We start from the raw sequence: 19870 nt of genomic DNA, 5'->3' as shown, positions 1-19870 counted from the left end.
TCCTCCTTAACTGAATTGCTAATCTTATTATACCTATTTTTAATTCAATTTGCCAACAAAAATCGAACATTTATTCGTTTTTTTTATTTTCCATTAAACAAAGCTGAATTTTAACGTAAAAAAAAAGCTAGAAGAGACTCATATCTCTTCTAGCTTTTTATACAAATGATAAAATCCATATTTCACCGAACGTTCCCTAATTTGTTGACGACTTCCACTTAAATTAAGAGGAAAGACTACAGTTGGTTCATCCTTAATCGCTAATCCAACGAATACTGTTCCCGGCTCCTTATGCTCTGAAGCATCCGGTCCTGCTACCCCAGTGAAACTAATTCCGATATCCGCTTTTAATAAGCCCTTAACATTTTCAGCAAGATAACGAGCACATTCTTTACTAACTGCACCGTCAGTAGATAACACTCCTTCAGGAACATGCAAAACATGTTGCTTCACATCATTATGATAACAAATCACACCGCCTTTAAATACTGAAGACACACCAGCGCTTTCTGTTACTTGATTGCCGAAGAGACCACCGGTTAAACTTTCTGCACATGCTAAAGTTAATCCTTTTTTCTTCAATAACTCTATTGCCTTTTCATGCAGAAACTCTTGATCATACCCGTAAAAAAATTCTCCTACTCTTTCTAAAACCAAATCTTCCATATGCTGGATGAGTTTCGCCGCTTCATCAGCATTTTGATGTTTGGCAGTTAAACGTAGTGTCACTTCTCCATCATTCGCAAGGGGGGCGATTGTCGGGTTCGTTTGTCCATCAATTAAATCTTGCACTTTCACTTCTAATTGAGACTCTCCAATCCCGAAGAATCGAAGCACACGAGAATAAATGTTTTCTCCTGTTGTAAAGTTACGTAAAAAAGGCTCTACATAACTTATATACATCGGCTTCATCTCTTTCGGTGGTCCTGGTAATAAAATATAAACTTTCCCGTTCTTATTTAACCCCATACCAGGTGCCATACCATGATCATTCGCAAATACAGTTGCTCCATTCAAAACGAGCGCCTGCTTTTTATTATTCTCTGTGAACTCGCGACCTGTACGCTTAAAATAATCGCTTATCGATGCTAATGCCTTTTCATCATACACAAGCTCTTCACCCAAACAAGAAGATATCGTTTCTTTCGTCAAATCATCTTTTGTCGGGCCTAATCCACCTGTGAAAATAAGCATGTCAGCACGTTCTTCCGCAACTTCAATCGCCTGCTGTAATCGCTTGTTATTATCTCCAACTACAGTATGGTAGTACACATTAATTCCAATTGAAGCTAACTTTTCAGATAAAAACTGGGCATTTGTATTTGCAATTTGTCCAAGTAATAATTCAGTTCCAACCGCAATAATTTCAGCATTCATCCCAATTCCCCCATAAACTTCTATTTTGAGTTTACAAAAGCAGCTCTATTTTTCCAAAAATAATCCCACCCTGAAATCACAGTAAAGAATAATGCAATCCATATAAAGATATCAGCAACTGGGATATGGATTAAATTTAAAGGTACATCGTGTAATAAATACGCTGCAATCGCAATAATTTGTGTCCACGTCTTAATTTTTCCTAACTGATTTGCTGCCACTACTTCTCCTGTTCCAGCAAGTACAAGACGTAAACCTGTTACTGCAAACTCACGGCTTATAATTACAATAACAATCCAAGCAGGTACGTATTGCATCTCAACTAACGTGATAAGTGCTGCTGAAACAAGTAATTTATCAGCTAACGGGTCAAGAAACTTCCCTAAATTCGTTACAAGATTATACTTTCTTGCGTAATATCCATCAATCCAATCTGTAGCCGAAGCAACAATAAAAATAAGTGCCCCCACTAAATGTTGAATTGGTAAATCAACATCACCAATTGTGTATGAGCCCCAATCAAATGGTGCTAACATAATTACCATAAAAATTGGAATTAAGAAGATTCTAGATATTGTAATTTTATTTGGTAAATTCACAGCTATTCCTCCATCATATCAAAAACATTTGTTCATTGAAAAAAGTCATCGAAGCGATGACTGTTATTGTGCTGGTTGCTCTATCCCTTGGTTTTTTATCACCAATCTTTGGTGAAGTTCTTTTTCTGGATCCAACGGATAAGCGACCACTTGGCCATTCAGTTTAACTTCAACATTCGTTGCATTTCCAATATTAAGTCGCACTTCTTTTACTGTTGATACATCATGTTTTTCTATTTGGCCCTCTTGTACTGTAGTGTTTAGAATTTCATTCCCCGCGTCATCTTTAACATCTACATAACTCGCACCTTTACCCGATAATTCCAGTTCTAATGTTTTATTGTTATGAATTTCCAAAGTAGATACTTTACCAGTTGTACCAACTACTTTCACTTCTTGTTGTCCAGTCGGCTGTGCTGGTTGTTCCTCTTTCTTCGGTTCTTCTTTCTTTGGTTCTTCTTTCTTTGGTTCCTCTTTTTTCGGCTCTTCCGCTTTCACTTCATCTTTCTTTGTATCTAACGGAGAGTTTTCCGCTTTTTTAACTTCAATTTTCTCACTTTGAGCATTCGGAACTTTCTCATCACCTTTTCCAGTTAACGCTTGGAAAACAAACCAAATTACCACTCCAAATGCGATTACTAACAGCGCAATCAAGATTTTCGGCATATGATCTGCAATTGGCCATGATGAAGATTTTTGCATTGTTTCTTGCGTTTTTTGTCCTGTTGACACTTGCGGAACGTCACGTTTTTCAGATTGTGGTATCGTACTCTGATATTCTACAAGTAGTTCCTCTCCATTTAATCCAACCGCATCTGCGTATTGTTTAATGAATGCGCGCGCATAAAAAGCTCCTGGCAATACATCATAATTGCCTTCCTCAATCGCTACTAAATGGCGTTTTTGAATTTTTGTAATCTCATGCAGCTGATCAATAGACAAGCCTTTCGTTCCTCTTGCTTCTTTCAGCTTTTGTCCTAATTCTGTCACTACTAACACCTCAATATTTCTTTAAAAGTCAAACATAGAGAAATTATTTTGCGTACCTTGCTCAATTTCATCTACTAAATTATATTGAATTTCTTCATCATAATCGTTACGCAACTCGATAATATAATCAAAATCATCCAATGTGTATTCTGACTGACTCACAAATACGTCAGGATGTTCCACAACTTTCGTTGCAGGCAACCTCATAATTTCACGAACAAGCTGCCAATGCCTTTCGTTAGCACGCTTTGTTGACACGATTCCATCTAAGATGAAAATATTGTCGTCGCTATACTCATCCTCAATCAATTGACTACGAACAGTTTGCTTAATAAGAGTAGATGATACAAATAACCATCTTTTATTTGCACAAACACTTGCGGCAACAATGGATTCTGTTTTTCCGACACGAGGCATTCCTCGTATCCCGATTAGTTTATGACCTTCTTTTTTCATTATTTCAGCCATAAAGTCTACAAGTAATCCTAATTCATCACGCACAAAACGAAATGTTTTCTTATCATCTGCATCTCGTTGTATGTACCTACCATGTCTAACCGCTAGCTTATCTCTTAGCTTTGGCGGACGATATTTCGTTACCGTTATGTTATCCATCGTATTTAAAATTGATTCAAGTCTAGAGATTTGCTCTTGATTATCACACATAAGAAGTAATCCACGTCGTGCATTATCTACACCATTAATTGTGACAATATTAATGCCGAGCATACCGATTAACGAAGAAACGTCACCAAGCAAGCCAGGTCGGTTTTTATGTATTTCATATTCAAAATACCATTCAATCATCCAAGATCACTCCCCTTGCTTACTTTACACCTACGTACTATATTATATGATTTCACCTTAATAGGGAAGCTAAATGTATAATCTATCCCGCGTTATTATTATACAAAAAAAATAGAGAGGAGAATCTCCTCTCTATTTTTTACTTATGTTGTACAAACTTTACCATTAAGTTTGCAATTGTATGTTGCTCTTGTTCATCAGCAACCTTCCAAAGCTCAGACAATAATTTCTCTTGATCGTTGCGCGCTTCTACTTCATTTGCTAAATAATCACCAACACGAAATGCCATATCTGATACAGCACCACTATTAAGCCCTTTTCCTTCTGCTTGTTCTAAACGTTCTCCTAAAAAGCTCTTCCACTGATCAAAATTATCTAAAACTGACATGTTTAAGCACCTCACTATTTAGTAATAGAATCATGCTTAATTTGTACAGTTTTTTATTTTTTATGTAAGAATTTTTTAGCAATGCCAACCACCATTCACTCCGATAATTTGTCCAGTTATGTAAGATGCACCTGGCGATACGAGGAATGACACTGTTTTCGCTACTTCTTCTGGTAGTCCCAACCTGCCTAACGGAATCTCTTCAGCAATTTCATTCTTATCCTCTTCTGAAAATACATGTAACATTTCTGTTTCAATTGCACCTGGTGCCACCGCGTTAACTCTTAATCCACTTAATGAAACTTCTTTTGCTAAAGCTTTCACATATGAATTTTGTGCACCTTTTACCATTGAGTAAAGCACTTCACATGATGCGCCAATTTGGCCCCATATAGACGAAACAAGTATAATATTACCACTTCTCCGCTGAATCATAGATGGCAGTGCCATTGATAATAGTTTATAGATGCTCTTCACTTGAAGTTCTACCATATCATTCAATTCATCATTCGTTACATCTGTTACGAGGCCAAATATACTCTTCCCAGCTGCATATACGATAACATCAAGAGGCTGTTCAATTTGTTCCCACAATTGCTCTGCTCCATCAGCAGAAGCTAAATTGGCTTGAACGGGAATCACTTCACCCCATTCTTTCTGCAACTCATTCACTTTCTCTTCACCGTTATTATAATGCACATATACTGTATATCCATCTTGAATTAATTGTTTTGAAATAGCAGAGCCAATCCCTCCGCTTCCTCCAGTTACTAATGCATACTTTTTCATATAATTCCTCTCTTATCTCAACAAAATCTTTTTCCTACAAATAAATAATACCCTCATCTTACAATTTATCAATGATAAGATGAGGGTATTATTATGAAACCTTTTATTTTTTCGGTAAAACTTGACAAACACTCATTTTCTCTTCTGATAATAATAATTTGGCTACATCTTGTAAATCTTGAACAGTTAGGCTTTCTAATACGGTCAATGCTTCAAACAGACTAGATTCATTAAACGCATATCGTGTAAATTGATTTGCAATATATTCCGGCGAATTCAACGAGCGTAAAAAGCCACCTATTTTCTTTTTCTTTACTCGTTCTAATGCCGCCTCATCTAATTGATCATAATTTGTGTTTAATAAAATACCTTTCAAACGCTCTTCCAGCTCATCAGGTTGCTTCGTATCGCCACCAACCATTGCAAAACCGAAGTTATTCTCTTCCGTATAATCATACGAGAACGAATCATCAATAAGCCCTTCATTATATAAAGATTCGTAATGAACGGAGCTTTTCCCAAATAAATAATCTAAAAGTAGCGTGAGCGCAATTTCTTGTTTTAAAAGGGCTTCCCCTTTTTCTTTTAAACTTGTTGCTTTAATACCGACTAAACATTTAGGTGTTTGTACAGGCATTGAAATAATTTTCTTCTTTTCATTTACCTCATCTGGCTCTTCTTCAAATGAACGTACAATTTCCGGCTGGTTTTTATAATCTTTTTTCGCTTGATTTTCACGTACTAAATCCATTGTTTTCTCTGGATCAATTGCGCCCACAACAAATAACAACATATTGCTCGGATGATAAAACGTTTCATAACATTCATATAATAGGTCTTTCGTAATTTTACTAATAGACTCGATGGTCCCTGCAATATCAATTTTAATTGGGTGCTTTACAAACAAGCTATCAATTAAACCAAAGTATAAGCGCCAATCTGGATTATCTTGATACATTTGAATTTCTTGCCCGATAATCCCCTTCTCTTTCTCAACTGTTTTTTCAGAGAAGTAAGGCTCTTGTACGAAGTTTAACAATGTATTTAAATTTTGTTCTACATTTGATGTACATGAAAAAAGGTAAGCTGTTCTTGTGAAAGATGTGAAAGCATTTGCCGATGCACCTTGTTTACTAAACAATTGGAAAGCATCGTGATCTTCTTTTTCAAATAATTTGTGCTCAAGAAAATGAGCAATCCCATCAGGCACACGAATCATTTCTTCTTTACCTAATGGTACGAATGTATTATCCACAGAACCATATTTTGTCGTAAACGTTGCAAATGTTTTATTAAATCCTTGCTTTGGTAAAATATATACATCTAATCCATTAGGAAGTTTTTCATAATAGAGTGTCTCTTTTAATTGCTCATAAACAATTTTCTCCATTTATTCTCCCTCCGTTCCTTGTAAAAAGTAAATTGTATCTAGTTCAATATTTTTAGCAACTTTCACAATTTCTTCTTTCGTTACACTTTCAATTCCTGTAAGCCATTCTTCAACCGGACGCGTACGATCTGAAATAATGCCATGATACAGCATTTCCACAAATCCGCGCGGTGTATCAATCGCTTCTAATATTTGATTTTGAATGACACTTTTCGTTTGATGCATCTCTTCTTCAGAAAAATCACCATTTTGCATCGCCAACATTTGTTCTTTAATAATCTCAACAGCTTTTTCATAATTTTTCGCTTCAATTCCTGACATGACAAACAATAAGCCTTTATGACTTTCAAAGCGGGATGCTGCATAGTACGCTAAACTATTTTTTTCACGAACATTCACGAATAACTTTGAATGAGAAAATCCTCCAAACAACCCATTGAACAGTTGCAGTGCAAAATAATCTTCGTCTTTATACGTAATAAACGTACGATAACCGATGTGTAATTTACTTTGTTTTAATTCTTGTTTTTCAACAACTTCTTTTTCTTCATTGTTTCTCTTATGAAGAAGTACATTTCTCTCTCTCTCAGGACGCGCTGAAATAGAAAAATACTTACTTACAAGATCAACTGCGTTTTCTGAAATATCACCAATAATGTATAGATCCATTTCATCTTCCGCTAACACTTTTTGATAATATTGATACAAACTTTCATTTGTAATAGAAGAAACACTCTCTTTTTTCCCATTTGCACTTAAACGATACGGTTCTACTTTGCACATTTCTTCAATTAAACGCTCGTTTGCATAGCGCATTTTATCATCATACGTAGCTTCAATTCGTTGTAAGAGCGCTCTCTTTTCACTTTCTACGATGGAAGGTAGAAAACCATTCCCCTCTGTTGCTGGATGTAAAACGATATCCGATAACATAGAAAGCGCTTTTTCAAATAACGGTGGTGCATCATGTAAATATACTTCATTTGCAATGTCTACATAAATAGAGATAACATGGTCCTCTCCTTTTTTACTTACATCTACTGCTAAAGAAGATCCATATAATTCTTCTAAATATTGACGAAGACGAATTACAGAAGGAAGCTTTTCTGTCGCACTTTGCAATACGTATGGCAATAGAGCACGCTCTGTCACCGTCTCCTCATTTAAAGGTGCCTTAAAACGAAATACAAAAGTATTTGTTTTATATTTATCAGTTGGAATAATATGTACTCGCAAACCACCTAACTCATGTAACTGTTGTTCCATTAGTTTCATTTATAGCCCTCCTTTACGTATATAGGAATATTCCTCTTCAATATACAGTTTTTAGAAATGAAAAATCAACTTTTCTTCCTCACTATACTTACATTAGGCTCTTTCTAAAAACTTTCATTTGTAAGGAACATCGTAAAATTCTGTATTAAATATAGTCTATGTAAAAAAGCCCGCACTAATGTGCGAGCTTTTTTATACTTATCTTTTTCCTTTTTCATAAGGAGTTCCTAATGCTTTCGGAGCTTCAGAACGACCTACAAAACCAACAAGTGCTAATATTGTGAATACATACGGTAATATCGTTAAGAATACACTTGGAATTTCTTTTAGTACCGGAATTGTACCACCAGTTATTCCTAATGATTGAGCAAACCCGAAGAACAGAGCCGCTCCAAGAGCACCGAGTGGATTCCATTTACCGAAAATCATAGCTGCTAGCGCTAAGAAACCTTGTCCCGTAATTGTAGCACCTGAGAAGTTACCAGAAATCGACATAGCGAAGACCGCTCCACCTACTCCTGCAAACATTCCAGATATAGCTACTGCAATATAACGCATTTTATATACGTTAATACCCATCGTATCTGCTGCCATTGGATGTTCACCAACCGCACGTAGACGAAGACCGAACGGTGTTTTAAAAATAACATACCAAACGACAAACGCTAAAATAATAGCAATATATGATGTTAACGGTACATTTGAGAAAAAGATTTTTCCAATTACCGGAATATCCGAAAGACCCGGAACATCGATTTTTTCAATGCGGTATTGAATGAAATCAGTTTGTCCTTTGCCAAAGATTTTCTTAATCGCAAATACTGTTAAACCAAGAGCTAGGAAGTTAATCGCTACCCCGCTCACCACTTGATCTGCACGGAATGTAATAGATGCTACTGCGTGAAGAAGTGCAAATAAGCCACTACCAATCGCTGCAAATAATAGCGCGATCCAAGGTGTCATCGATCCCCACGTATCACCCATTAATAACGTTGTAACAATACCGATAAATGCACCAAATAACATTAAACCTTCTAACGCTATATTTACAACTCCAGAACGTTCACTGAACACTCCACCTAACGCCGTAAAAATAAGTGGCGCTGCCGTATATAACGTACCCGTCACAAGAATGGCTAAAATATCTAAAAAGCTCATTTATTTTCCCTCCTTGCTCATGCGTGTAAGTGCCCAGCGTAAAACATAACTGCACGCAACAAAGAAAATAATACATGCAATAATAACGTTAATTAACTCAGAAGGTACATCTGCTTCAAAATTCATTTGTGGAGCTGCACTTTTCAAACCACCAAACAGTAAAGCTGCTAATAATATACCAAATGGATTATTTCCTCCTAGAAGCGCTACGGCAATCCCATCAAATCCGATACCAGTAAACGAAGACATCGCTGTCATGTTTTGGAATGTACCAAGCCCTTCCATAGCACCACCAATCCCTGCAAATGCACCCGCAATCGTCATAGATAGTACAACATTTCGAGAAACTTTCATCCCCGCATACTGAGAAGCATGTTGATTAAATCCAACAGATTTCAATTCGTATCCCAATGTCGTTCTGTCCAATAAGAACCACATAATAATTGCTACTAATATCGCTACGACAATCCCCCAGTGCAAACGAGAACCATCTGTTAAAGAAGATAACCATTCAGAAGATAAAGAAGCACTAGATTTTATATCATATGACTTCTCATTCGCCTCATGTAAAAAGCGCTTAATTAAATCATACGTCACGTAAAGTGCAATATAATTCATCATAATCGTTACGATTACTTCATTTACTTTAAATTTCCCTTTCAAATATCCCGGGATAAATCCCCATAGCCCACCAGCTATTGCCGCTACTAAAATTGACAACGGAATATGTAAAATTGCCGGTAATGATACTGCATATCCAAACCAAACAGCAGCAAGCCACCCGACTAATAACTGCCCTTCTACTCCGATGTTAAAAAGGCCTGTACGAAATGCAAATGCTACAGAAAGTCCTGCTAATACAAGCGGAATCATCGTACGTAATGTTTCACCAATTGCTTGTGGATTTCCAACCATTCCTTCCCAAAGCGCTGCATATCCAACAATTGGATCATATCCGCTAAATAACATTACAATGGCACCAACAAGTAAACCAAAAATAACGGATAATACAGGAACTAAGATATTAATTGTTCGCTCCGTTAAAAATTTTTTAGCCATTTGTATTCACCTTCTCTTTCTCCGTTCCGCCAGCCATCAACAAACCAAGCTGTTGTTCATTTGTTTCTTTCGCATCCACAATTGCTACAATTTCCCCTTCATATATAACAGCAACTCGATCACTTACATTTAAAATTTCATCCAGTTCTAGCGATAGAAGCAATACTGCTTTCCCCTTATCTCTTTGCTCAATTAATTTTTTATGAATAAATTCAATCGCACCTACATCTAAACCACGTGTTGGTTGTGCTGCAATTAATAAGTCTGGATTACGATCTACTTCACGTGCGATAATTGCCTTCTGCTGGTTTCCACCAGATAGTGCACGAGTTAATGTGTGTTCACCAGGCGTACGAACATCAAACTGTTCAATCAGTGCTTTTGCTTTTTGCGTGATTTGACTAAAGTTTAAAATCCCTTTCTTTGAAAATGGATTTTTATAGTATGTTTGTAAAACAATATTGTCCCGAACAGAAAAATCGAGAACAAGCCCGTGTTTATGACGGTCTTCAGGAATATGACCAATCCCTTCTTCTGTTATTCTTCGAACAGGCCAATTCGTTATTTCTTTTCCTTTAATTGCAATAGAACCTGACTCAACTTTTCGTAAACCAGTAATTGCCTCTATTAATTCACTTTGTCCATTTCCATCAATCCCTGCAATACCAACGATTTCTCCTGCACGAACAGTTAAGTCAAGGCCTTTTACAGCAGGTAATCGGCGTGCATCATGAACGACAATATTCGAAACAGATAGAACCTCTTCTTTTGGTTTAGCCTCTATTTTTTCTGTTTTAAAATTCACTTGACGTCCGACCATTAATTCTGCAAGTTTATGTTCATTCATTTCCGCAACGTCAACTGTACCAATTCCTTTACCTTTACGAATAATTGTGCAACGATCGCAAACTTCCATAATTTCTTTCAATTTATGTGTAATAAGAACGATAGATTTTCCTTCTTGCACAAGCTTTTTCATAATTTGAATCAACTCGTGAATTTCTTGAGGAGTTAACACCGCAGTTGGTTCATCGAATATTAAAATCTCCGCACCACGATAAAGCGTTTTTAATATTTCAACCCTTTGCTGCATCCCAACCGAAATATCTTCAATCTTTGCATTTGGATCAACTGCTAAACCGTACTGTTCAGATAATTGTTTAATTTCTTTCGCAGCCTCTTCAACAGCAATTCTTCCTTTTTTCTTCGGCTCATTTCCAAGAATAATATTCTCTGTAACTGTAAAATTATGAACAAGCATAAAATGCTGATGGACCATCCCAATACCAAGGTCATTTGCTATATTCGGATTTGTAATTTTTACAGGTTTTCCTTTAATCTTAATTTCTCCCTGTTCTGGTTGATACAAACCGAACAGTACATTCATTAATGTTGATTTCCCTGCACCATTTTCTCCAAGTAAAGCGTGTATCTCTCCCTGTTTTACTTGCAGCGTAATATCATCATTCGCTACAATGCCTGGGAATACTTTTGTAATATTGTTCATCTCAATTACGTATTCCATTTTGTTCCTCCTTCTAGCAGGGAACACTCCCCAATTGCAGTCTATTAAAGGTATTTTTATATATACAAAGGTTAGTTCTAAGAACTAACCTTTGCTATTTCTCTATTATTATTTCTTTAGAGAAGCTTCATATGTTTTATATTCTTCGTCAGTTGCAGGTACTTTAATTTCACCGTCAGTGATTTTCTTCTCAAACTCTTCTACTTTTGTTAAGATTTCTGGATTTACTTTTTTCACATTGTCAGTAGTTTTCGCAATACCAATACCGTCATCTTTTAATCCAAACTCTTCTACTTTACCACCTTTTAATTTACCATCTTTCGCTTCTTGTGCTACTTTTGCTACTGCAATATCAACACGTTTTACCATAGAAGTTAACGTTACGTTTTCAGGCATACCTTCTTGATTTTGGTCACGGTCAACACCGATTACCCAAACGTTTTCACCTTTTTTCTTACGATTTTTCGCTTCTGTGAATACACCGTTACCAGTTGCACCTGAAGCATGATAAATTACGTCAACTCCACCACCGTACATTGCTGAAGCTAATACAGATCCTTTTTCTGGTTTATCAAATGCATCTGCATATTGCGCTACAATTTCGATATTTGGATTTACTGCTTTTGCACCAGCTTTGAAACCTGATTCAAACTTTGTAATTAATGGACTCTTCACGCCGCCAACAAATCCAACTTTATTTGATTTTGTCGTCATGGCTGCTACAGCACCAACTAAGAATGAACCTTCATGGTCTTTAAATGTAATACTTGTTACATTCGGCTCTTTCACAACAGTATCTACAATAGCAAATTGCTCTTTCGGATATTGTTTTGCAACCTTTTCAATCGAGTCTTGCATTAAAAATCCAATTCCGAATGTTGTGTTATAATGATCTTTCGCAAATTTTGTTAAGTTTGGAATATAGTCTGCATCTTTACTCGATTGAAGATAACGATATCCTTCATTTTTCTTTAAATCGTTGTCTTTACCGAATTTCGTTAAACCTTCCCAAGCTGATTGGTTAAATGATTTGTCATCAACGCCCCCAACATCTGTAACCATACCAACTTTAAACTCTTTTTTGTCGCTACTCGCTTTATCCGAGTTACCACATGCTCCTAAAACCGCACTTGCTGCTAATGTTAATGATAATAAAAGACCTGTTTTTTTCTTCATACTAGAAACCCCTCCTGAAATGATATATATATCTTTATTCTTACGCTGCTGTCCCTAACTTCTTGCTGTCACCTCCCTAAAAAGGAACTTACCTACATACGTTTTCTTAATACGTGGAAGCTAAACTTATCAGCTCTAAAGTAATTGATAGAATATAAGATCGGCTCATCATTTTGATCATAGTGCATTTGTTTTAAAACTAGCAGTGCCGTTTCTGGTTCACATTCTAAAATCGGTGAGATTTTCGGGTGATAGCCAATTGGCTCAATGTGCGCAACCGCGTATGTGATACGTTTGTGCGTATTGTTATGTATCACTGTAAGCAATGATTCTTCGTTGTATCCCGATAAATCCGGTAAGATTTCTTTTGCAAGTTTATCAATACAATATACAACAGGTTCCCCATCTGCTGTACGCACACGTTCAATCATTACTGCATTAAAACCATCTTCACTATTAAACTTCTCTTTTTCTTCTTCTGTTAAGCTTGTTGTAGATGATGATAAAAAGATAGTTCCCGGTGTTTTCCCCACACTAGAAATCATATCTGTAATACTAGAAAGTTGTTCAATCCCAGAAGAAAATAACGGCTTTGCATTTACAAATGTTCCTACACCATGTCTACGAATGACAACATTTTCTTCTTCTAAAATACGCAGTGCTTCCCTTAAAGTCGCCCTACTTACACCAAGTTCTTTTGCTAAATCAAACTCTGATGGTAACTTCTGTCTTTCTTTGTAAGCTCCATCTTTAATTTTTTCTTTGATGTGATCAATCACCCGTAAATATAGGTGACGACTATCGGATTTTACTGACATAAGACTCCCCCGCATTTCAATTATTCGACCTCTGATGTAAGACTTCTTTTCTCTTTTTTCAACTTACAACATAATAAAAATTGCTAAATACTAAAAATAAGCATAATTGTCGAATAAATATTAATAATTTTTTAAAATGAAATTTTCACTCTTTACTGCATAAAAAAAACTTTGCACCATAAACATTCCTCATATCGAGAAAAAGTTCGGCACAAAGATCTCTTACATCCTTTGTTACACACTTTTCCCCTCATAGTCTAGCAATTCATGGTTGCCAGGTAGAAACTTATGGACCTTATCTCCAAGATTATATGAGGCAGTGATTCTTTTCGAAGTAATCTTACCACTTGCTCCCATACGTGTCAACAAAATTTAACATTTTTCTACATTAAATATCGAACGTTCACAAAAAACCACACAAAAGTATTCGTATTCTAAAGAACCACCTTAAATGTAAGCCCTTTCTTTATCGCTGAATATAGTATATAACAAAACCAGCATATAAAAAAGCCTAATTGTAAAAACAATTAGGCTTTTTTTATGAACTTTTTTCTTGCACATCATTAATGAGCACTTCTCGTGGTTTACTACCTTCATACGGACCTACGACACCATTCATTTCCATTGCATCAATTAAACGGGCAGCTCTCGTATACCCTACTCTAAATCTACGTTGTAGCATAGAAACAGATGCTGTTTGCATTTCCACTACGAGCTGAACCGCTTCATCGTATAATTCATCTTCTACTTCCTGCTTCGTATCAGGGACGTCTTGTGGAATCATATCTTCTTGATATTGCGCTTTTTGCTGACCAATAACATATTCTACAACTCTCTCAACTTCATCATCTGATAAAAACGCTCCTTGCACACGTACAGGCTTCGATGCACCAATTGGTATAAACAGCATATCTCCACGGCCTAGTAGTTTCTCTGCACCACCACCGTCAAGAATTGTACGAGAATCTGTTTGAGAAGATACAGCGAATGCAATACGTGATGGAATATTCGCTTTAATAACTCCCGTAATAACATCAACTGATGGACGTTGTGTTGCGATAATCAAATGAATACCAGCCGCACGAGCCATTTGCGCTAAACGCATAATTGCATCCTCTACATCCGATGAAGCAACCATCATTAAATCTGCTAACTCGTCCACAATTACGACAATATAAGGTAATTCTGGTTGTTTCGCTTCTGATTGACTATTATGCTCTTTTATATAGTCATTATATCCTTCAATATTTCGCGTGCCACTATGAGCAAATAACTCATAACGGCGCTCCATTTCACTCACAACTTTTTTCAATGCTTGTGATGCTTTTTTCGGATCAGTTACAACTGGTGTTAATAAATGAGGAACTCCGTTATATACATTTAACTCTACCATTTTCGGATCAATCATCATTAATTTTACTTCATGTGGTTTTGCGCGCATTAAAATACTAACAATAATACCATTAATACATACACTTTTCCCGCTACCCGTTGCACCGGCTACTAGTAAATGGGGCATTTTATTTAAACGCGCTAATACAGCTTCACCTGTAATATCTCGTCCAAGACCAATTAACAGCTTCTCTTCTGGATGATTATTAGCCTTAGAATCAAGAACTTCTCTAAGCGTTACCATAGAAACTTCTGAGTTCGGAACTTCAATCCCTACAGCTGATTTCCCGGGAATTGGCGCTTCAATACGTATGTCTTTCGCAGCTAAAGCAAGTGCTAAATCATCACTTAAACTAACGATTTTGCTCACCTTTACTCCCATATCAGGATATACTTCATATTTTGTAACTGCAGGACCTCTATGTACTTTCGTTACTTTCGCTTTCACTCCAAAGCTTTGGAATGTACGTTCTAATTTACGAGCATTCTCATAAATTTCTGCATTTTCATTTGTAACTTGCTTATTCTTTGGAAATTTCAATATATCAAGTGCAGGAAGCTTATAATCTTTGTTTTCTACATTTGAAAATTGCATAGGAGGAGCTTGTGTTTCTCCCTCTAGCGATTCAACGATTTTTTCTCCACGCTTTTTCTTCGGCTCTTCAATTGGCGGAGCCTCTTCAATAAATGGTGAAGTGATTAACTCTTCTTCCTCTGCTTCAATTCGTTTATCCTCTTCTTCATTTACTGGATAATTCTCAGTAAAATTTGAAATAATCGGAGGATCAATTGAGATTTCTTCCATCGGCTCAACAATTTCTTCTTGTTCTGCAGCACGTTTGCTCCTTGTGCTTCTTGTTGTTTTTTTCTTTTCTGTTTGTTCAGCCTTCCTTTTGGATCTCCAATCTTTATAATCACCTTGCACTACTTCAAATTGACTTCTAAGGATTCTTCCTACAGGGGCAAGTACTTCCCCAATATGCTTATTTGTTATACAAAGTATGCCGAGAATCACTAAAATAATTCCAATAATATAAGCTCCTACTTCATCAAATAAGAAGTAACACGTCGCGAACATAAGCGCACCAAACATACCACCGCCTAAATGCACGCTATCTGGACCCTTTTTCATTTCAAGGAAGAAGTTATCTTTCGTACTCACAATAACAGAAGTATTTTGCACTGCTCCATCTTTCGTAAGAAGGTTAAATAATGTAATATGACTAAACATTAATATCGCCAATACTATTAAATAAAAACCAATTAACCGTTTATTTAAAAGGTTCGGCCATCCACGTTTGATAACAAACGAAACCGATAAAGCTATTACACCTAACACACCAATTATGTACCACTCACCAAAGAAGAAGCGAAAAAATAACACAAACGATTTTCCTACAACACCTAGCTGTAAAATCGTAATGATTGAAAGTGCAAAAAGAGTTAAACCGACGATTTCATAATACAAAGTTGGCTTTATCGTGCGTCTTGCTTTTGCCTTCGTCCCTCTTTGCTTTTGTTTTGCCATTTCTTCACCTCGTGTTCTACATGAAAATAGGGATTCCTTAAAATAGCCCTATTTTCATGTCTGTTTTCTCTATTTTTTCAGGTCTTATATCTTCTATTTTTACACTTCTTGTAAATTGTTAAATAAACAGAAGAAAGCAGCCCTCTCATGGCTGCTCAACCGTCTTGTTTTTTATATTATACCATAGCTTCTAAACAAAATCCTTCTTTTTGCTAAAAGGTTATTTTCTGGCCAGGCTCAAACTCTAAGTAGTGAAACGGATCCGTACTTAACACACGTACAATAGAATAACACCCATGCTCTTCTTCAGAAACCATTAATTCAACACCGTTTATATTTATAACTTTTTGACTTTCACATTGCGAATAATCGGCTGGATATACAAGTTGCTCTGGCATAATTGTATATAGAATCATTGTAACATGGTCCCTTCTGTACTATCATCCCCGCGAGCATCTATTAATTCGTTCAATTTTCGAATCGCATTTCCAATACCACCGACATCATCTATAAGACCATATTTTACTGCATCTCCACCAATTACATTCGTCCCAATATCTCGCGTTAAATTCCCTTTCGCAAACATTAGCTCTTTAAAACGATCTTCCGTTACTTTCGAATGCTTCGTCACAAATCGTATAACTCTTTCTTGCATTTTATCTAAATACTCAAATGTTTGCGGCACACCTATAACAAGACCTGTTAAACGAATGGGATGAATTGTCATCGTCGCAGTTTCCGCAATAAATGAATAATCAGTAGAGACAGCAATTGGTACACCGATAGAATGTCCCCCGCCCAGAACAAGAGATACTGTTGGTTTCGAAAGTGAAGCTACCATCTCAGAAATCGCTAACCCTGCTTCAACATCACCACCAACTGTATTTAATATTAAAAGCAACCCTTCAATTTTTGGATTTTGTTCTATCGCAACAATTTGCGGAATGATATGCTCATATTTCGTTGTTTTATTTTGCGGCGGCAATTGGACATGACCTTCCACCTGTCCAATAATTGTTAAACAATGAATACGCGATTCATTCATTTGTGGTACATTCGTTTGTCCAAGCTGTTGAATTTTTTCCACTATTGAAGCTTCTTTTCCAGTTTCTTTCGGCTCAGCCTCTTTCTCTTCATTTGTATAATGATCACGTTCTGTCATATCGCATCCCCTTTCACTCGTATATCACTATTATTTCTTAAGTTATAAATTTCATTCGATAGAGTTTAAAAAGAAAAAAAGATCACCCGTAAAGGTGACCTTTTTTAAACTTCCATAATAATCGGTAAAATCATAGGTTTTCTCTTTGTCTCTTCGTACAAGAACTGCCCTAATAATTCACGAATATTTTGTTTTAGCATAGACCATTCAATTGAATATTCTTTAATTGATTGCTCAACAATCATACGTACAATCTCTGTAGAGCGGTCAATTAACGCTTCTGATTCACGTACATACACAAAACCACGTGAAATGATTTCTGGACCAGAAACAATTTTCTTTTCATCCTTACCAAGTGTTACAACAACTACTAATATTCCATCTTGAGATAACATTTTTCTATCGCGAAGAACGATATTACCAACGTCACCTACACCTAATCCATCAATTAATACATTGCCAGCTTGCACTTTACCAACTAAGTTCGCTTCATCGTCACCAAAACCAATTACATCGCCTTTTTCTACGATAAAGATATTTTCTCTTGCAATACCTACATCTTCAGCTAAGTATGCATGTGCTTTTTGCATACGGAACTCACCATGTACGGGTACAAAATACTTCGGTTTCATTAAATTTAACATTAACTTTAATTCTTCTTGGCTACCGTGACCTGAAACGTGAACTTTTCTTTCACCATAGTAAACAACCTCAGCTCCAGCTCTAAATAACAAGTCAATAATTTTCGATACAGATATTTCATTACCCGGAATTGGAGAAGCCGCAATAATAACCGTATCACCTTTACGAATTGAAATTTGTTTATGAGCTTGCTTCGCCATTCTAGAAAGGGCCGCCATTGGTTCACCTTGGCTACCTGTCGTTAAAATAGCTACCTTTTTCTCTGGGAAATTGTCTACTTCTTGTAGTGAAATAACCATACCTTCTGGAACATCTAAATAACCAAGACGTCTTGCGATATCTACTACTTTCACCATACTACGTCCTACAACTGCTACTTTTCGTCCTGTTTCAGCAGCTGCATCAAATACTTGTTGAATACGATGTACGTTCGACGCAAATGAAGCAACGATAATACGTCCTTCTGCGCCGTAGAACACTTTAGAAATTTCTACACCAACTTCTTTTTCAGAACCTGTATAGCCTGGACGCTCAGCATTTGTACTATCAGATAATAAGCACAGTACGCCTTCATTTCCGATTTGTGCCATTTTCCCAAGGTCTGCTCCACTATTTCCAATTGGAGTTTGATCGAATTTAAAGTCTCCTGTATATACGATCGCACCTTTTGATGTATGGAAACAAACACCAACAGAATCTGGAATACTATGTGTCGTTCCAAAGAATGACACCGTTGTAGTATTGAACTCTACTGTTGAATTTGAATCGATTGTTTTTAAGTCTACACGGCCTAACATACCCGCTTCGCCAAGTTTTTCTTGTATAAGTCCTACTGTTAATTTCGTTGCATACACTGGAATTGATAATTTACGAAGTACGTAAACAATACCACCAATATGATCTTCATGACCATGAGTAATAAATAAACCTTTTACTCGCTCTTGGTTTTCCACTAAATATGTAATATCAGGAATAACGATATCAATTCCAAACATTTCATCTCCCGGGAACATTAACCCTGCATCTACAATAAAGATTTCAGAATCAATTTCAACACAATACATGTTTTTCCCGATTTCACCTACTCCACCAAGAGCAAATACTTTAACAGACTCATTCTCTTTTCTCTTCATGTTGTTGCCTGGTTTAAAAATCTTTCAAACACTGATTTCACTAAAATTGCAGAGACACCAGGGGAAACTCTACAACCACCATATATTCACCGTCCAAGACGAATGTCCTTACCGTTATGCGATATCATGTCCTTGTTTATTTTTTAAACCAGGTTTCACCTCTCTTTCATTATATAAATCAAATATCTTATTCGATATGATATGAAAATGTAATCAAATTATAATTTTTACCAATTTTGCTAAGCATACCCGTACTAAGCTACTTAGCCATATTATACCTGATACAAGAAATAGAACACAAGTTAAATCGTGCGAAAGAAAAAGTAAAAGAACGGAATGACAACAAAAGCATCGAACGTATTTCCTTTATATTTAATCCGATTTTGTATTCCATATTTTTTTAAAGAAATGGCCATAAATACGCTAAATTAATTTCATAATATAGATTTTCAAGACTTATTTTTCTAGAATCGAACAAAAATACTTATAGAATGAAGTTTTTTTATGAATTACGTCATATTTGAAGGGATTTCTCTAAAAAACAAATTCGGTAGTTTATTATGTTTATACAAATATTTATTCTATAATTACTATGATTTTTGATTCATTTAATGGGGTACGATTATTTTCTTATACATGTCGTAATTTATACTGAAGAAGTG

Annotated in this window: 17 protein-coding genes and 1 riboswitch; all 17 genes read right to left on the bottom strand. The window is 36.1% G+C overall.

Annotated elements, in window-relative coordinates:
- Nucleotides 1–138: 138 nt before the first annotated feature.
- The 17 genes from cinA to KI369_RS20545 all read right to left on the bottom strand — a co-directional run bounded on the left by cinA (nucleotide 139) and on the right by KI369_RS20545 (nucleotide 19208).
- Nucleotides 139–1377: a competence/damage-inducible protein A gene (cinA, locus tag KI369_RS20625; protein WP_212957215.1), complete on the bottom strand. Its 1239-nt coding sequence runs from the start codon at nucleotides 1375–1377 to the stop codon at nucleotides 139–141.
- Between the two features lie 20 nt (nucleotides 1378–1397).
- Entirely contained in the window at nucleotides 1398–1976 is a 579-nt protein-coding gene (gene pgsA / locus KI369_RS20620) for a CDP-diacylglycerol--glycerol-3-phosphate 3-phosphatidyltransferase (protein ID WP_073516063.1), read from the bottom strand.
- A gap of 63 nt (nucleotides 1977–2039) precedes the next feature.
- Entirely contained in the window at nucleotides 2040–2966 is a 927-nt protein-coding gene (locus KI369_RS20615; protein ID WP_212957214.1) for a helix-turn-helix domain-containing protein, read from the bottom strand.
- Between the two features lie 21 nt (nucleotides 2967–2987).
- Complete coding sequence (locus tag KI369_RS20610) at nucleotides 2988–3773, bottom strand: DUF3388 domain-containing protein (protein ID WP_000574107.1); 786 nt, start codon at nucleotides 3771–3773, stop codon at nucleotides 2988–2990.
- A gap of 139 nt (nucleotides 3774–3912) precedes the next feature.
- A complete protein-coding gene (locus KI369_RS20605; RefSeq protein WP_029439572.1) occupies nucleotides 3913–4161 on the bottom strand; it encodes a DUF3243 domain-containing protein in 249 nt (82 codons plus the stop codon).
- 75 nt (nucleotides 4162–4236) lie between these two features.
- Entirely contained in the window at nucleotides 4237–4950 is a 714-nt protein-coding gene (gene ymfI, locus KI369_RS20600; protein WP_212957213.1) for an elongation factor P 5-aminopentanone reductase, read from the bottom strand.
- Between the two features lie 103 nt (nucleotides 4951–5053).
- Nucleotides 5054–6340: an EF-P 5-aminopentanol modification-associated protein YfmH gene (yfmH, locus tag KI369_RS20595; protein ID WP_212957212.1), complete on the bottom strand. Its 1287-nt coding sequence runs from the start codon at nucleotides 6338–6340 to the stop codon at nucleotides 5054–5056.
- On the bottom strand, nucleotides 6341–7615 hold the full coding sequence (gene yfmF, locus KI369_RS20590; RefSeq protein ID WP_212957211.1) for an EF-P 5-aminopentanol modification-associated protein YfmF: 1275 nt from the start codon (nucleotides 7613–7615) through the stop codon (nucleotides 6341–6343).
- Nucleotides 7616–7813: 198 nt separating this feature from the next.
- A complete protein-coding gene (locus KI369_RS20585; protein ID WP_166702048.1) occupies nucleotides 7814–8773 on the bottom strand; it encodes an ABC transporter permease in 960 nt (319 codons plus the stop codon).
- Nucleotides 8774–9832 (bottom strand): ABC transporter permease, encoded by a 1059-nt coding sequence (locus KI369_RS20580; protein ID WP_001074492.1) that lies wholly within the window; start codon nucleotides 9830–9832, stop codon nucleotides 8774–8776.
- Nucleotides 9825–11357, bottom strand: coding sequence for an ABC transporter ATP-binding protein (locus KI369_RS20575; protein ID WP_212957210.1), 1533 nt, complete (start codon nucleotides 11355–11357; stop codon nucleotides 9825–9827). The genes KI369_RS20580 and KI369_RS20575 overlap by 8 nt, the downstream gene beginning before the upstream one ends.
- A gap of 108 nt (nucleotides 11358–11465) precedes the next feature.
- Entirely contained in the window at nucleotides 11466–12533 is a 1068-nt protein-coding gene (locus KI369_RS20570) for a BMP family lipoprotein (protein ID WP_000730590.1), read from the bottom strand.
- A gap of 92 nt (nucleotides 12534–12625) precedes the next feature.
- A complete protein-coding gene (locus tag KI369_RS20565) occupies nucleotides 12626–13351 on the bottom strand; it encodes a GntR family transcriptional regulator (RefSeq protein WP_000114176.1) in 726 nt (241 codons plus the stop codon).
- Nucleotides 13352–13584: 233 nt separating this feature from the next.
- Nucleotides 13585–13686: riboswitch (purine riboswitch) on the bottom strand.
- Between the two features lie 203 nt (nucleotides 13687–13889).
- Nucleotides 13890–16271 carry a DNA translocase FtsK gene (locus tag KI369_RS20560; protein WP_212957209.1) on the bottom strand — a complete coding sequence of 794 codons (2382 nt, stop codon included), beginning with the start codon at nucleotides 16269–16271 and terminating at the stop codon, nucleotides 13890–13892.
- A 212-nt stretch (nucleotides 16272–16483) separates the two neighbouring features.
- Nucleotides 16484–16687, bottom strand: a complete 204-nt coding sequence (locus KI369_RS20555) for a YlzJ-like family protein (RefSeq protein ID WP_212957208.1) — start codon at nucleotides 16685–16687, stop codon at nucleotides 16484–16486.
- Nucleotides 16684–17433 carry a translocation-enhancing protein TepA gene (gene tepA / locus KI369_RS20550; protein ID WP_166702043.1) on the bottom strand — a complete coding sequence of 250 codons (750 nt, stop codon included), beginning with the start codon at nucleotides 17431–17433 and terminating at the stop codon, nucleotides 16684–16686. Before tepA ends, KI369_RS20555 begins: the two co-directional genes overlap by 4 nt.
- Nucleotides 17434–17537: 104 nt before the next feature.
- Entirely contained in the window at nucleotides 17538–19208 is a 1671-nt protein-coding gene (locus KI369_RS20545; RefSeq protein ID WP_000823086.1) for a ribonuclease J, read from the bottom strand.
- Between the last annotated feature and the right edge of the window lie 662 nt (nucleotides 19209–19870).

The sequence above is a fragment of the Bacillus sanguinis genome, assembly GCF_018332475.1.
Taxonomy (GTDB): Bacteria; Bacillota; Bacilli; order Bacillales; family Bacillaceae_G; genus Bacillus_A; species Bacillus_A sanguinis.
This window is presented reverse-complemented; position numbering and strand designations above follow the sequence as displayed.